The 15,371-nt window shown below is 70.6% G+C and carries 12 protein-coding genes; 3 read left to right on the plus strand and 9 right to left on the minus strand.

The window, feature by feature from the left end; genetic code table 11:
* Positions 1 to 627 carry a TetR/AcrR family transcriptional regulator gene (locus J5V96_RS15350; protein WP_208504996.1) on the plus strand — a complete coding sequence of 209 codons (627 nt, stop codon included), beginning with the start codon at positions 1 to 3 and terminating at the stop codon, positions 625 to 627.
* A 26-nt stretch (positions 628 to 653) separates the two neighbouring features.
* Here the strand turns inward: J5V96_RS15350 and J5V96_RS15355 are convergent, their stop codons facing one another.
* The 4 genes from J5V96_RS15355 to J5V96_RS15370 are packed head-to-tail and all read right to left on the minus strand — an operon-like array spanning position 654 to position 5,475.
* Positions 654 to 1,736, minus strand: a complete 1,083-nt coding sequence (locus tag J5V96_RS15355; RefSeq protein ID WP_208504998.1) for a TIGR03364 family FAD-dependent oxidoreductase — start codon at positions 1,734 to 1,736, stop codon at positions 654 to 656.
* A 10-nt stretch (positions 1,737 to 1,746) separates the two neighbouring features.
* Positions 1,747 to 3,591, minus strand: coding sequence for a PhnE/PtxC family ABC transporter permease (locus tag J5V96_RS15360; protein WP_208505000.1), 1,845 nt, complete (start codon positions 3,589 to 3,591; stop codon positions 1,747 to 1,749).
* Complete coding sequence (phnC, locus tag J5V96_RS15365; protein WP_208505002.1) at positions 3,588 to 4,490, minus strand: phosphonate ABC transporter ATP-binding protein; 903 nt, start codon at positions 4,488 to 4,490, stop codon at positions 3,588 to 3,590. The genes J5V96_RS15360 and phnC overlap by 4 nt, the downstream gene beginning before the upstream one ends.
* 31 nt (positions 4,491 to 4,521) lie before the next feature.
* Complete coding sequence (locus tag J5V96_RS15370) at positions 4,522 to 5,475, minus strand: PhnD/SsuA/transferrin family substrate-binding protein (protein ID WP_208505004.1); 954 nt, start codon at positions 5,473 to 5,475, stop codon at positions 4,522 to 4,524.
* A gap of 552 nt (positions 5,476 to 6,027) precedes the next feature.
* Between J5V96_RS15370 and J5V96_RS17305 the strand changes: the two genes are divergently transcribed.
* The gene (locus tag J5V96_RS17305) at positions 6,028 to 7,602 is read left to right on the plus strand and encodes an HNH endonuclease signature motif containing protein (protein WP_208505006.1); all 1,575 of its coding nucleotides are present in this window, start codon (positions 6,028 to 6,030) and stop codon (positions 7,600 to 7,602) included.
* Positions 7,603 to 7,679: 77 nt separating this feature from the next.
* On the opposite strand, the gene J5V96_RS15380 is transcribed toward J5V96_RS17305, so the two are convergent.
* Both J5V96_RS15380 and ggt read right to left on the minus strand, forming a co-directional pair.
* A complete protein-coding gene (locus J5V96_RS15380; RefSeq protein WP_208505008.1) occupies positions 7,680 to 9,239 on the minus strand; it encodes an aldehyde dehydrogenase family protein in 1,560 nt (519 codons plus the stop codon).
* A 196-nt stretch (positions 9,240 to 9,435) separates the two neighbouring features.
* A complete protein-coding gene (gene ggt / locus J5V96_RS15385) occupies positions 9,436 to 11,298 on the minus strand; it encodes a gamma-glutamyltransferase (protein ID WP_208505010.1) in 1,863 nt (620 codons plus the stop codon).
* Positions 11,299 to 11,402: 104 nt separating this feature from the next.
* Between ggt and J5V96_RS15390 the strand changes: the two genes are divergently transcribed.
* The gene (locus J5V96_RS15390) at positions 11,403 to 12,044 is read left to right on the plus strand and encodes a GntR family transcriptional regulator (RefSeq protein ID WP_208505012.1); all 642 of its coding nucleotides are present in this window, start codon (positions 11,403 to 11,405) and stop codon (positions 12,042 to 12,044) included.
* Between the two features lie 98 nt (positions 12,045 to 12,142).
* On the opposite strand, the gene J5V96_RS15395 is transcribed toward J5V96_RS15390, so the two are convergent.
* Genes J5V96_RS15395 through J5V96_RS15405 form a run of 3 tightly spaced genes read right to left on the minus strand, consistent with a single transcriptional unit; the run spans position 12,143 to position 15,370 of the window.
* Complete coding sequence (locus tag J5V96_RS15395; protein WP_236014948.1) at positions 12,143 to 13,411, minus strand: ABC transporter substrate-binding protein; 1,269 nt, start codon at positions 13,409 to 13,411, stop codon at positions 12,143 to 12,145.
* Between the two features lie 40 nt (positions 13,412 to 13,451).
* Positions 13,452 to 14,489, minus strand: coding sequence for a branched-chain amino acid ABC transporter permease (locus tag J5V96_RS15400; protein ID WP_208505262.1), 1,038 nt, complete (start codon positions 14,487 to 14,489; stop codon positions 13,452 to 13,454).
* Positions 14,489 to 15,370, minus strand: coding sequence for a branched-chain amino acid ABC transporter permease (locus tag J5V96_RS15405; protein ID WP_208505014.1), 882 nt, complete (start codon positions 15,368 to 15,370; stop codon positions 14,489 to 14,491). The genes J5V96_RS15400 and J5V96_RS15405 overlap by 1 nt, the downstream gene beginning before the upstream one ends.
* Between the last annotated feature and the right edge of the window lies 1 nt (position 15,371).

Consider the following 15,371-nt stretch of genomic DNA (forward strand, 5'->3'; position numbering starts at 1 on the left):
ATGAGCCCCGCGCCCGGTCGTCCCCGCCTCACGCCAGGACGTCCCGGGCTCGGCCCCCGTGAGGAGGTGCTCGCCGCCGCGGCCGCGCTGTTCGTCGAGCAGGGCTTCGCGGCGACGAGCACCCGGCAGATCGCCGAGCGCGCCGGCCTGCGTCAGGCCAGCCTCTACTACCACTTCGCGGGCAAGGACGAGATGCTGCTCGAGCTGCTCGAGGAGTCCGTGCGCCCCACGCTCGAGCGGGCGCGTGAGCATCTCGAGGCCGAGAATGCGGCACTGGCGCTGTGCCGTTTTGTGCTCGCGGATGTCGACATCCTGCTGCGCGATCCGCACAACATCGGGGTGCTGTACCTCTCACCGGAGGTCACAGGCGCCGCGTTCGCCTCGTTCCGCGCCCACCGCGAGGAGCTGGTCGCCGTCTACGGCGCCCTCGCGGCGCGCGTCGGTCCGGCCGTGGACGCGGCCTTCGCCGGCCGCTGCTGCATCCAGCTCGTCGAGATGGTGATCGCGATGCGACGCGAGGACCGGGTGCCCGAGCGCGTCGGTGAGCGCATCGCGCGGGCGTGCCTGCGCACCGTCGGCGTCGACGACGACCGGATCGCCGCGATCATCGCGACCGCGGGCGCCTGATCCGGCTCAGCGCGCCGCCGCGGCGACTACCCGAACAGCTCCGCGACGACCGAGTCGGCAAGTCCCAGGCCGGTCGTCATGCCGATGCCGGTGGTCACGGAGACGACGCGCACGCCGTCGAGCGGGGCGACGCGCAGGAAGTCCTGCGGTGCCGCGGCATAGACGCCCTGCCAGCGCTCGCGCACGCGCAGCCGGCGCCGCCCGAACAGCTCGCGCGCCAGCCGATCGAGCAGCTCGAACGCCGCCTCGTCCTGGAACGGCGCGACCGTGACGTCGCGGTAGTGCGTGTCGCCGACGAGCAGCGTGCCATCCGGACGCTCGGTGTACATCTGGTTCACGTCGCGGGCCAGGATCTCCGGATCCTTCTCGGCGAAGCGGGCGCGCAGGGCCGTGGCCGCGTCGGTGGCGGCGAAGGCCGAATAGCGCAGCATCGAGGACCCGGTGAGCAGCGGGATCCCGAGGCCGATCCCGTCGGTGAGCATCATGTCGAGACCGCAGCGCACGATGCCGTGGCGCTCGGCGATCTCGGGAAAGAGGTGATCGACGTCGGCGTTCACCGCGAACACGATCGCCTCCGCGTGGATCTCGCCCCTGCTCGTGTGCAGCACGCCGGGCTCGACACCGAGGGCGCTGGTGCGCCACCGGAACTCCACGCCGCGGCGCGCGAGGTACCCGGCCAGCGCCGGGGCAGCCGCACGCGGGTCGACCTGCACATCGCGCTCGAGGAAGGCGGCGCCCACCGCGCCGCGCACCGGCACGCGGCGCGCCACCTCCTCGCCCGACAGCAGCGTTCCCTGGCGCGCCTCGGCGAGCACGGCGTGCTCCTCGTCGCTGCGGGCCACAACGAGCGTCCCGGGCTGCCGCAGCCAGAATCCCCCGCGCGGCGCATAGCGCAGCCACAGCTCGCGGGCGCGCTCGGCGTACTCACGCGCCTCGCCCGCATGGGCCGACGTGCCGATGTGCCCGAAGTTGCGAACGGTGGCTCCGGCGATCGCGGTGGCGCGGTCGATGACCACGACCCGCAGCCCTCGCTCCATCGCGGCCGCGGCGTGACCGAGGCCCACGATCCCGGATCCGACGACCGCGAGGTCGTAGTGCTGTGCGCTCACGTCGGCCGGCTCACTTCACCGCGCGACGGATCAGCACCGACAGCGATTCGACGACGACCACCATCGCGATTACCACGAGCACGTAGGCGAGCACCTGGTCGAAGTGCCGTCCCTGCAGGGCATTGAGCAGCAGGAAGCCGATGCCGCCCGCGCCCACGACGCCGAGCAGGGTGGCCGAGCGGATGTTCTGCTCGAGCAGGTACATGAGGTGGCTGACGAGAGCCGGCACCGACAGGGGCACCGTCGAGGAGAAGAACACCTGCGTCCGGGTGGATCCGCCGGCCGAGAGCGCCCTCTCGGGCCCGTTCGGCACCTCCTCCATCGAGTCGCCGATGAGCTTCGCGAGCAGGCCGACGCCGCCGATGCCAAGTGCGAGGGTGGCGGCCTGCGGCCCCATCCCCGCCGCGATGATGAACAGGATCGCGACCACCAGGTCGGGAATCGAGCGGACCACCAGGGCGATGCCGCGGAAAAGATTGCGCACCGTGCCGTTGGGGGCGACGTTCCGCGCGGAGAGAGGGCCGACGACGGCGGAGATGATCGTCGCGAGCAGCGTCGCGGCGAACGCGATCTGCAGCGTGCGCGTCACCGCGTCGAGCACCTCGGTCCATCCGTTCGAGCCGAAGGTCAGCGGCCACAGGGCCCGGTCCTGCTCGGGGTTCACGATCTGATCCCAGGTCGGCGTGAGGACGCGCGCGACATCCGGGGCCGCGTAGACGAAGGCGGCCACCACGATGGCGACGCCCGCCCAGATCCAGACGGTGGTGGAGACGCGCTCGCGGTCCCACGGGCGCCTCATCGCGGCGGCCAGGCGCGCATCGCGATCCGGCGCGGAGGCCGCCGCGGGCGGTGCCGCGGGCAGGGCACGCGCCGGGTCCTGGCGCGGGGCCTCCGCGGACGTAGCGGTCCTGCGCGCGGCGCCGCGTGCCGAACCGCGGCGTGCGCGCTTGCCCGTCGGCGCGACGTTGAGCAGGCGGGCGCGGATCGTCGAGGACACGATCTCGAACAGGATGCACAGCGCGATGATGATCACCACGAGCGGCACCACGCGGCGCATGCCCGCAGGGCCGGCGTGCAGGGCGTCGTCGAGCTCGTAGCCGATGCCGACGACGCCGACCACGCCGAGGATGACGGTGCCGCGCAGGTTGATGTCGGCCCGGTGCAGGGCCACGGCGATCCACGCGGGCAGCGCCTGGGGCACAACTCCCGCCCAGAACTCCTGGGCCCGGGAGCCGCCCGCGGCCCGGATCGCGAGGCGGGGGCCCTCATCGATCTGCTCGATCGCGTCGGCGAACATCTTCGAGATCATCCCGACGGAGTGCAGACCGATCGCCACGATGGCGGGCAGGGTGCCCGATCCGAACCACAGGAACGCGAAGAACACCACGAAGACGATGTCGGGGATGGCGCGGGCGATGACGCCGATGCCACGGCAGACGGCGAGCACCGCGCCGTTGGGGGTGGTGTTGCGCGCGGCGCCGTACGCGACCGGCACCGACAGCACGGCTGCCAGGGCGGTGCCCGCGATCACGAGCGCGAGCGTGATCGCGACCGTGAGCACCATGTCCCAGATGGGCGCGAATCCGACGAAGGAGGTGGTGAAGACCGTGGAGCCGTCGGGCTGGCGCGCGCCCGACACTTCCCATCCCGGCCACTGCAGGGGAGTGGCCATGTCGAGGAAGCGGGCGACGTTCGGGCCCACCGTCTCGAGGCCCTTCGGGCTGAAGTCGAGGCCGATGAACGACCAGACGCCGAGCCCCAGGATCACGACGATCACGGCATACGAGACGATCGTCGACACGGGCGGCGCCGGGCGCGGGACCAGCGAGGCGCGGGAGACGGCGGCGGTGGTCACGCCTTGTCCTCACCAGCGCGGTCGGTGTTCTGGGCGACGGCGGCGCGGCGCAGCTCCTGCTCGAGCACCTGCTCGCGCGCCTCGGCGAGCTCCACCTCGACGGCGGCGATCTCGGTGGTCGATGTGGCGACGCGCCCGTAGATCTCCATCACCTGCTCGCGGCTGAGGTTGTCCGTGCGGGTGTCGAGCACCACCTCGCCGCCTCGCAGGCCCACGATCCGGTCGCCCCAGCTGAGGGCGAGGTCGACCTGGTGCAGCGAGCACACGACGGTGAGGCCGCGCTCGGCGGCGATCTCGCGGATGAGGCCCATGACCTGGCTGCTCGATTCGGGATCGAGCGAGGCCACCGGCTCGTCGGCGAGCAGGATCTCCGGATCCTGCATCAGGGCGCGAGCGATCGCGACGCGCTGCTGCTGGCCTCCCGAGAGCCGGTCGGCGCGCTGGTAGGTGCGGTCGAGCAGGCCGACGCGCTCGATGTGGCCGAGGGCCTTCTCGCGCAGGGCCCGCGGGTAGCTCCAGACGCCGACGCGCGGACCGCGGAGGGTCGAGAGGGATCCCGTCAGCACGTTCTCCAGCACGGACAGGGCGCCCACCAGCTCGAACTGCTGGAAGATGAAGCCGATCCGGCCGCGCAGCGCGCGCAGGTCGCGGCCGCGCAGCGAGGTGACCTCCTGACCCAGCGACTGGACGGATCCGGTCGTGGGGGTCTCGAGGCCGTTGATGTGGCGGAGGAGAGTGGACTTGCCGGAGCCCGACAGGCCCAGCAGCACCACGATCTCTCCGGGGGCGACGGACAGCGACACCCCCGACAGAGCCGGCCCGGATGCACCCGGGTACGTTTTGCCCAGATCCTGGATCCGGACGGCGGAGCTCTGCACGGAGGTGTCGCTGTTCGTCATGTGAGTGCTGTTCCTCTGAAAGCGCCGGCGCTTACGCCCGGCAGGCCTCGACCAGGTCGGCGATCTGGTCGCACACGCCGCGGATCGTGTCGAAGTACGAGTCGTCGACGGCGCCGAAGCCGAAGAAGTTCTCCTTCAGGAAGTCGTTCAGCTCGATGCCGGCGTCGGTGAGCGATGCCTGCGTCGTGTCCTGCAGACCCTCGAAGAGGGCGTCCTTGACGTCCTGGGGCAGGGCAGCCTGGAGCACGATCGGGGCGCCCGGAACCTGGAAGCGCTCGATCTCCTCGAGCTTGCCCTGCTCGATGAGCGGGTCGGCGTCGGTGTCCTGCGCGAAACCGACCTGGCAGTCGGTGCCTTCGGCGACCTTGGCGGCGTTGAGGTCGTGCTCCTCGCCGTACATGGTGTTCTCCTCGGAGACCGTGACACCGGCCTTGAGCAGCTCGGAGGTGGGGATGGCGCGACCCGAGGTCGACGTGGGGTTGACGAAGCAGACCGGGCGGTCGGCGAAGTCCTCGAGAATCTTGACCTCGGTGGCCGCCGGGTTCTTGATGGCCACGGAGAAGTAGCCCGGCTCGGCGCCGTCGGCGGTGATCTGCGCACCGATCGGCTCGATGTCGGCGCCCGCGTTCTGCGCCTGGTAGTAGGTGAACGACGAGATCTGCGCCACGTCGACCTGACCGGAGGCGAGGCCCTGGACGACGGCCGTGTAGTCGGTCGCGGGGAGGAACTCGACGGTCTTGCCGGTGATCTCGGCGATCCAGTCGGCGATGGGCTGGGCGTCCTGCTCGGCGCCCTCGTGGTCGGGCAGCGTGGCGAAGACGATCGTGTTCTCGTCCTTCGCGAACGTGCCGGCGGCCTCCTCGGAGGCCGGGGTCGCCGCACCCGCGTCGGCGGGCTTCGTGGTGGTCGACGAGCACGCGGCGAGGCCGAACGCGAGGGCGAGGCCCGCCGTGAGTGCGAGGCCGCGCTTCAGGGTGATCTGCATGAGTACCTTCCGGGTATGTGTGATGCAGGGGTGGTGGTCGGCCAGAGCCCGGTGTTCGCACGGGAGCCGACTCGGGAAACGTAGGACCGCTCCCGGCCCATCTCCTTGCCCGGCCGTGGCGCGTAGGTGAACGAGGTGTGAAAGTCCGTCGCTCGGCGCTCGGCGCTCGCGCCCCTCCCCGCTCGTCGAGCGAGCGGAGCGAGCGGAGCGAGTCGAGACGCCCCGAACCCGGCGCAGGCAGGTTCCCTCCCCGTTCATCGAGCGAGCGGAGCGAGTCGAGACGCCTCGAGCCCGGCGCAGGCAGTTGCCTTTCGCGTTCGTCGAGCGAGCGGAGCGAGTCGAGACGCCCCGAACCCGGCGCAGGCACGAGCCCAGCGCGGGCTTCTCCCTACTCGTTCGTCGAGCGAGCGGAGCGAGTCGAGACGCCCCGAGCCTGGCGCAGGCGCGGGGTGGCGGCCTGGCTGGTTCGTCCACACCCCGCGTCAGGCGCGGTCGCTTCCCGCGCGTCGTTCTGTTCGAACAAATGTCCGAACCTCGTGGGACAATGGACCCATGCCCACCTTCACCGAATCCGCGCCTCTCACCTGGGATTTCACCCCGGATGAGCGGTCGCGTGCGCGGGCGGGCATTGCGGAGCTGGCTGCGATCCGCACCGCCCGTGCGGCACTGGATGCGCGGGAGGCGCGGGCGCAAGCACGCCTGATGCAGATCGCCCTCGACCAACTCGGGCGGATGCCACGCGCCTCCGATTACGCGTTCCCGGTGCGGTCGATGGCGGCGGAGGTGGCGCTGGCGCTGAAGGAATCACCGCGCACGATGCAAGCCCGCCTCGACAGCGCCTACGACCTCGTGGTGCGGTTTCCCGCCACCGTGGCGGCGTTGGCGGAGGGCCGGATCACGCAGCGTCACGCCCGCGAGATCGTCGAGGCCGGCTCCCGCATCGCCGACGACTCCACCCGGGCCGCGTTCGAGGCAGACATCCTCCCCATCGCCGAGCGCAGCACCCCGTCGCGCATGAAGCGTCAGGCGGCGCAGGTCGCCGAGCGGCACGATCCCGAACCGATCCAGGAGCGCCACGACAGGGCCCACGCCGACCGACGCGTGTATGTCGTGGATCTGCCGGATGCGATGGCGGAGCTGCGCATCCTCACCACCGCCGTCCGCGCCCGCGCGATGCACGACCGCCTCACCGCGCAGGCGAAGGTCGTCGCCCGCGACAACCGCGCCGCCGCCCGCGCCCAGAACGCAACGACCACCGCACCCGATGCCACCCGCGCGCCCGAGAACTCAGGTGAGGCCACCACCGACGCGGATAGCGCCACCGCCGACTCGGCCCACACCGTCTCGACCTCCACCGACTCGGCCCCCACCGAGCAGGGCCTCGACGAGTCGGCCCACACCGAACCGGGCCTCGACGAGCCAGCTCCCACCGAGCCGGGCCTCGCCGGGTCGGCACCCACCGACGCGGATGCCACCGCCGACTCTGCCCACACCGAACCGGTCCCCACCCGGCCGGCGGTGATCGATGATCGTCGCCTCGGTCAGCTGCGTGCCGACCTCGCCACCGACCTGCTCCTCACCGCACAGCCCACCGCTCACGACATCGACGCCGACATCACCGCCACCGTCGAAGTCACCATCCCCGTCACCACGCTCCTGGGCCTCGACGACGGGCCCGCGCTGCTGGACGGTTACGGTCCCATCGATCCCGATACCGCCCGCCGGCTCGCCGCCCGCAGCCCCGGCTGGGAACGCGTCTTCCTCCACCCCGACACCGGGGCTCTGCTCACCGTCGACCACTACACACCCACCGCCGCCCAACGCCGCCTGCTGCTGGCACGCGACAAGACCTGCCGGCTGCCCGGATGCGCCACAAAGGCCAAGCACTCCGACATCGACCACACCGTCCCCTACTCGGCAGGTGGACCCACCAGCGTGCACAACCTCGCCTGCCTCTGCGAGGCGCATCACATGATGAAGCACCACGCCCCCTGGACATTCCGACACCATGGCCACGGCCACTTCACCATCACCACCCCCTGCGGCTACACCTACAACGACAATCCACCCCACGTGGTCGTCCCCACCACCACACCCGCGCCCGCACCGGATCCAGCTCCCTTCTGACCTCGACAGGCGCACGCGCACGCGCCGAGGGGCGAGCGGATCAGATCCGCTCGCCCCTCGGGCTGTACCGCGCAGGGTCAGTGCGCCATGGCTGCCAAGGCTGCCTCGTCGAGCGTGGCGATGGAGTGGGTGTCCTGGAAATCACGCACACCCTCGATGCCCTGCTCGCGACCCATGCCCGACTGCTTCACGCCTCCGAAGGGAGCGCGCAGGTCGAGTCGGTTGGCGCCGTGGTCGTTGATCCACACGTAGCCGCAGTGAAGCCGTGCGCCGATGCGCTGCGCGGTCTCGGGGCTGGACGTCCAGACCGATCCGCCGAGCCCCGCCCACGTGTCGTTCGCGGCGGCGATCGCCTGCTCCTCGTCGTCGAAGGGCAGGATCGGGATGACCGGTCCGAACTGCTCCATCGTGACGACGCGCAACGACGGATCCGGATCGATCACCAGCGCCGGGCGCACGAAGTTGCCGCCCGCGAGCTCGCCGTCCGGCAGCTCGCCGTACTCGCGCACCTCGGCGCCCGAGTCCTTCGCCTCCTGGATCAGCTCGTCGACGAACGCCTTCTGCGCGCCCTGATGCAGGGGGCCCATCGTTGTGCCCGCGTCGAGGCCGTAACCCAGCACGACCTTCTGCAGGCGCGCGTCGAGCCCGGCCACGAGCTCGTCCAGGCGCGAGCGGTGCACGTAGACGCGCTTCGCGTTCATGCAGATCTGACCGGTGGTGTCGTAGATCGCGCCGAAGAGCCGGTCGAGGTGCGCGTCGCTCAGCTCCGCATCCTCCGCGATGACGGCCGCATCGTTGCCACCCAGCTCGAGCGTGACGCGGGTGAGCGTCTTCGACGCCATCTCCATCATCCGCTTGCCGCCGTTCACCGATCCGGTGAACGACACCTTCGCGACGTCGGTGTTCTGGATGAGGCCGGACATGTTCTCGTCCTTGCCTGTGACCACGTTGAGCACGCCGGCGGGCAGCTTCTCGGCCACGCGCTGCACCACGCGCGCCGTGGCGAGCGGGGCCGACATCGGGGGCTTCACGATCACCGTGTTGCCGGCGATGAGCGCGTAGGGGAGCGCCGCGCCCAGGATCGCGATCGGCCAGTTGAAGGGCACGATGATCGTCACCACGCCCAGCGGAGAGTGCGCGACCTTCGTCGTCACCGGCAGCCCCGGCGCCGGCTCGAGCATGGAGACCGCGTCCACCTGGTCGGCCACGGCGAGCGCGAGGTTCCAGCGGATCTCGAAGACGAGGGCGTCGATCCAGCCCTCCATCCGGATCTTCCCGTTCTCCTGCGACAGGATCGCGGCGTCCTCGTCGCGCAGGTCGGCGATGCCGGCGATGGCCTCGGCCATGTGTGCGGCGCGCTCCTGTGCGGTCAGCGTCGACCAGCCGGTGAAGGCGGCCTTCGCGGCGGCCACGGCGTGCGCGACGTCCTCGGGAGAGGCCGAGGCGGCCTCGCCGACGATCCTGCCGGGCTTGCCGGGGTCGGCGATGCGCACGACCTCGGGGGTGAAGCGCTCCTCGCCTCCGATGAACAGGCCGGTGCGCACGGCTGCCTGGCCGTCGGGCGAGCCGGTCTCGGTGTCCGAGGCCGCTCCCTCCGCAGCATCCGTGCTGACGACGGCCTCCTGGGTATCGGTCATGGGATCACTCACCTCTCTGTGCGAGATTCGCGTCTGTGCGAGATTCGCGTCTGTGCGAGATTCGCGGGCGCGAGTCGGGTATGCGTTCAGTCTGAGCCCGCGGCCCGCCGGGAGCAATGGCAGATCGATCGGGAGCGTCGCCGAGCGGGATCCCGCCGCTGCGCGCCGGAGCGGCATGGCCGATCCCCGAGCGGGATCAGTCCGCCGGCGTCAGCACCATCGCCGAGCCGCCCCCGCGCCGCACGGGCTCGGCCGCGGCGGTCATCCGCCCGTCGGGTCCGAACTCGATCGCCGTGGCCGCGCCGATCTCCGCCGCCGACGTGAACGCGTCGCCCGAGGGCACGAGCGTGTGGCCGAGGGCCTGCAAGGGCGCGCCGTGCGCGGTGAGGAACTCGGGCTCGGCCGTGACCGACGCGGTGTTGCGCTGCGAGGCGCGGGGAGCGGCGAGCGCCTCGGGCAGCGTCATGCCGAGGTCGATGCGGTTCACAAGCGTCTGCAGCACGGTCGTGATGATCGTCGATCCTCCCGGCGAGCCGAGGGCGAGGAACGGTTCGCCATCCTTCAGCACGATCGTGGGCGACATCGACGAGCGCGGTCGCTTGCCGGGCTCGATGCGGTTGGGGTCGTCCGCGTTGTACACCGTCGAGAAGTCGGTCAGCTCGTTGTTGAGCAGGAACCCGCGGCCGGGCACCGTGATGCCGGATCCGCCCGTCTGCTCGATCGTGAGCGTGTACTCGGCGACGTCGCCCCACCGGTCGGCGACCGTGAGGTTCGTGGTCGAGACGTTCTCGGTGTCGGTGTCGGATGTCTCGACCGCGGCTTCGGCGGGACACACCCCGTCATACGACGCGATGTCGCCCGCGGGCACCGGCTTGGCCGACGCGTGCAGCGGGTCGATCGCGCAGGCCCTCTCGGCGCCGAACGCCGGATCGGTCAGGGCCGCCGTGGGCACGTCGACGAACGCCGGATCACCGACGTACGCGCCGCGATCCGCGAACGCCAGCGCGCTGGCCTCGAGATAGTGGTGCAGCGCGTCGGGGGTGCTCATGGCCGAGAGGTCGAAGGTCTGCAGGATGTTCAGCGCCTCGCCGACCGTGGTGCCGCCGCTCGATGACGGAGCCATCCCGTACACGTCGAGGTCGCGATAGGCGACATGGGTCGGATCCTGATCGAGCGCGACGTAGGCGGCCAGGTCGTCGGACGTGAGGTGGCCGACGGGCACCGGCAGCGTGGTGTCGGGGCTCACGGGCGGCGCCTGCACGGCGGCGGCGATCTCGTCGGCGAGGTCGCCCGTGTAGAAGGCCTCGGCGCCATGCTGGGCGAGCAGGCGGTAGGTGGCGGCGAGGTCGTGGTTGCGGAACACGCTGCCGACGGCCGGCGCGTCGCCGCCCGGAAGGAACAGCTCGCGCGTCGAGGTGAACGCCTCGAAGCGCACGCGGTTGTCGAGCGTCTGCTGGCGGAACGTCTCGTCGACGACGAACCCGCGAGTGGCGACCTTGATGGCGGGCTTCAGGGCCTCGCGGAGACTGAGGGTGCCCCACCGCTCGAGAGCGCGCTCCCAGGTGGCGGGAGTGCCGGGGACGCCCACGGAGACGCCGCTCGTGACCAGTTCGGGGGTGAACCGGTACGGCGCGCCCGTGGCCGGATCGATGAACGCGTCGCGCGGCATGGCCGCCGGCGCCGTCTCACGGCCGTCGATCGTGCCCACCGAGCCCGTCGACGCGTCGTAGTAGACGAAGTACCCGCCTCCGCCGATGCCGGCGCTGTACGGCTCGGTGACGCCGAGCGTCGCCGCGGCCGCCACGGCGGCATCGGCCGCGGTGCCGCCCTTGCGCAGCACCTCGATGGCGGCGGCGGACGCATCCGGATCCACCGAGCTCACCGCCCCGCCGTACCCCGTCGCCGTGGGGGTCTTCTCCGTCGCACGGGGTCCGGCGTGCGCAGGGCCGCCGTAGGCAGGCCCGGCGTAGGCGGGGCCGGCGAGCGCCCCGCCCGCGAGGCCGAGCAGGAGCGTCGCTCCGAGGGCGATCCATCGACGTCCGAGATGAGTGTGAGGCATGCGGTCATCCTCCGCGCGGGGGCGGGCTGCCGTCACCGTCCTGGCGGCCGAGTTCTGTCGACAGGATCTTCGACAATGCGAGACCGATCCACGAGAATGTGGCAATGACCGACGTGAAGACCGATCAGCAGGATCTGACCGCCCGCATCCGCGACGCGATCCTGCGCAGCGACTTCGCACCGCATCAGCGTCTGATCGAGGCGGACCTCTCGGATCGGTTCGATGCGAGCCGTGCGTCGGTGCGGACCGCGCTGCTCGAGCTCGCCGGGGAGGGTCTGGTCGAACGCCTTCCGAACCGCGGCGCGCGCGTGCGCGCGATCAGCGTCGATGAGGCCATCGAGATCGTCGAGGTGCGGATGGGCCTCGAGGAGCTCTGCGCGCGCAAGGCCGCCGAGCACCTCACCGACGAGGACGCCGCCGAGCTGACGGAGCTGCGCGCGCGGATCGAGGCGGCGGTCGGCGCGGGAGACCTCGTGGGCTACTCGGCCCTGAACCAGGAGATGGATCGTCGCCTGCGCGAGCTCTCGGGCCATATCACCGCGACCCAGCTGCTCGAGCGCCTGCTCGCCCAGTCGGCGCGGCACCAGTTCCGCCTGGCTTACCAGCCGGGCCGCATCGCCCAGTCGGCTCCCGAGCACATCGCGATCATCGACGCGGTGCTCGCCCGCGATGCCGACGCGGCCGCGGCCGCGACCCGCACGCACCTCCAGGGGATCATCGACGTGCTGGGCGAGCTGCGGGCGTGACGAAGGGGCCCGGCTGACGCCGAGCCCCTTCGCCGAGAGCTCACTCGAACGCGCGAGAGCTCACAGAAACGTGCGAGTGCTCACGTGAACGTGCGAGCTCACTCGAACGTGTCGGCGTTCTCGTAGCCCTTGCCGTTGAAGCGCTGCACAACGACCGCGGCGACCGCGGGCTGGCCCTCCTGCGTGGTGTCGATGGAGGTGCCCTCGAGCATCAGCGGAGCGGTGAAGCCCGAGATGTCGGTGAGCGACTCCATGAAGTTCTCGCGGGTCGGCTCCGTCATGCTCTTGAAGGTCTTCTCGAGCGTGGCTCCGACCATGTAGCTCCACATGCAGTGCGGGAAGTCGGGCTTGGTCGTGTAGTCGCCCGAGAACTCCTCGAGCGCGGCGAGGAAGCCCTTGACGTCCTCGTCCTCGGCGAACGCCGGGCTCTGCGGCGCCTTGGCGAACGACACCGAGTAGAAGCCGTCCTCCGGGTTCGCGGCGGCCGGCGTGAGGATCGCGCCGGGGCTCGAGGTGTTGGAGGGCAGGAACCAGCTCGGGGTCCACGACAGCTCGCGCGCCTTCTCGATGGAGGCGATCGCGAGCGGCGTGATGGACATCGCGTTGAAGAAGACATCGGCGCCCGACGCGGACAGCTCGGTCAGCTGCGCGTCGACCGACGTGTCGGTGGCCTCGTAGGAGAGCTCCTTGACGACCTCGATGTTCGAAGCGCCCTCGATGGCCTCCTTGAACCCCTCGACGTAGCCCTTGCCGTAGTCGTCGTTCTGGAAGAGGATCGCGACCTTGTGGTCCTCGCCCGACTCCGCCAGCAGCTCGCCGAACGCCGCGCCCTCGTTCTGATAGATCGGCACGAAGCCGAGCTGCCACGGGCTCTCGTCCCGATCGGAGAAGAGCGGGTCGCCGGTCATGACCAGCGCCTGCGGCACCTCCTCCTCGATGGCCGCCTCACGGTACGCGCGGTTGGTCGGCGTGCCGAGTCCCGCGGTGAACGCGAAGACGTTCGCCTGGTTCTGCTGGAAGTTCGACAGGGCCTTCTGCGGGTCATATGCGTCGTCGAAGGCCTCGACCTTGACCTCACGGGTCTTGCCGTCGCCGAACTCGATGGGGCCCGCCTGGCCGAAGTAGGCCACGAGGCCCGCGACCGTGCAGTTGCCGGGGCCCGCGGTCGCGCCCGAGAGCGGCGTGGTGACGCCGAGCGTGATCGCGTCGTCGGTGATGCCGGGGCTCGCGGCGGGGGCCGATTCGCCGCCGGTGTCGTCGCCGTTGCCGGCGTCGCCGCCGCGGGCGCAGCCCGCGAGCGTCAGGGCCACGATGGAGCCGAGGGCCACAACGCCCATGGTCTTCATCGACGTGCTGCGGATGATCATGCTGACCTCCTGGGTCGGTACTGCGGTGGGTGGGGACGGATCAGTGGGTCTTGAGGGTGCCGGTCGCCGTGCTGCGCCCCGGGGTCTGCGCCGTGCGATCCGGTCCCGCGCTGTTGCGACGCAGCAGGCGCCGGATCGTGCGCGGCAGGCTGGCGATGCCGCCCGGCAGGACGAACAGCACAACGAGCAGGATGAAGCCCTGGATCAGGGCCGTGAGCGTGGGGTTGATCTCGTTGGTGACGTTCGGCACGAGCACGTAGTACGCGCCGCCGATGAGGGATCCGGCGATCGACCCGGCACCGCCGATGACCATCGAGGCGAGCAGGCTGATGGAGTGGTGGAAGGCCAGCGTCTCGGGCGACGTGTACTGCACGACCACCATGTAGAGGAAGCCGCTGATGCCGCCGATCATCGCGGCGATCGTGAACGCCATCACCTTGTGACGGTAGGGGGAGATACCCATCGAGGAGGCGACGGCCTCGTTCTCCTTGACGATGGCGAGTGCACGGCCGAACTTGCCGCGCACCAGGTTGAACACGAGCACGAAGACCGCGGCGGCGATGGCGAGCACGATGTAGTACTGCCAGATGTCGTCGAGGTCGGATCCGAACCAGTCCGGGGCGCTCGTGAAGCGGGCCGAGGTGCCCTGCGAACCGCCCGTGAACTCGGAGAGGCGCTTGGCGAGCGGCACGCCGATGATCGGCAGTGCGATCGTCACCATCGCGATGGCGAGTCCGCCCAGACGGGCGGCCGCCAGCGCCACGACGAAACCGGCGAGACCGGGGATGACGACGGCCAGCACGAAGACCAGCACAACGTTCCAGTCCTGGTTCACTCCGTACGCGGTGACGTAGGCGCCCAGACCGAGGAAGAAGATCTGGCCGAGCGACACCTGACCGGTGTAGCCCATGATCACGTTCAGGCCGAGCACCGCGACGGCGAAGACGCCGATGCGGGCCAGCGCCTGATTGGTGGCGGGGTCGAGGTTCCACGGCGCGAGCACCAGGGCCACAACGACCAGCGCCGCGACGCCGAGACGCACCCAGCGGTTGCTCCAGAGCTGCTTGATCTTCTGCATCACACACGCACCACTGTCTTGCGGCCGAACAGACCCTGCGGCCGCACCAGGAGCACGACGAACAGCAGCACGAACGGCACGGCGATCTTCAGGTCATTGCCGATGAACGGCACGTACACGGCGGCCAGGTTCTCGAGCACGCCGATCAGCCACGCGGCGACGACGACGCCGATCGGGCTGGTCAGGCCGCCCAGGATGACCGCCGCCAGCGCGTAGGTGAGGGGGCCGTCGAGCATGCCGGGGGTGAGCGAGAGCTTGGGAGCCACCAGCGCGCCCGCGACGGCTCCGAGCGCGGCGGCCAGGCCCCATCCGATCATCAGCAGACGCCCCACGGGCAGGCCGGAGTAGGCCGATGACTTCGGGTTGTCTGCCACGGCGCGCAGCGCGAGGCCCACCTTGGTCTTCTGGAACAGCAGCTGCAAGCCGACCATGATCGCCGCGATGACGAGGAAGGTGCCGAGGGAGCGCCAGCTGACCGCCGCGCCGAGCACGGAGAACGACGCCGAGGGGAACAGCGACGGGAACTGGAGGTTGTTGTACGACCAGATCCAGCCCGCGACACCGGTGATCAGGGTGAGCAGGCCGATCGTGACCACCACGGCGGTGTCCGGATCTCCGCCCTCGAATCGGCGCATCAGGAACCGTTCGATCAGGGCTCCGAGCACGAAGGACACCACGACCGAACCGAGGATCGCGAGGATCAGCGGAAGCCCGAGGCCCAGCAGCGTGTAGGCGAAGTAGGCGGAGAGCACGGCCATGCCGCCCTGGGCGAAGTTGATCATGCCGGTGGACTGGTTCACGAGCACGATGGCGAGGGCGATCGCACCGTAGACGGATCCGGTGGCGAGGCCGTCGACGACGAGTTGGATGAAGGTGCCCACG

This window comes from Microbacterium stercoris (assembly GCF_017592545.1).
GTDB lineage: Bacteria > Actinomycetota > Actinomycetes > Actinomycetales > Microbacteriaceae > Microbacterium > Microbacterium stercoris.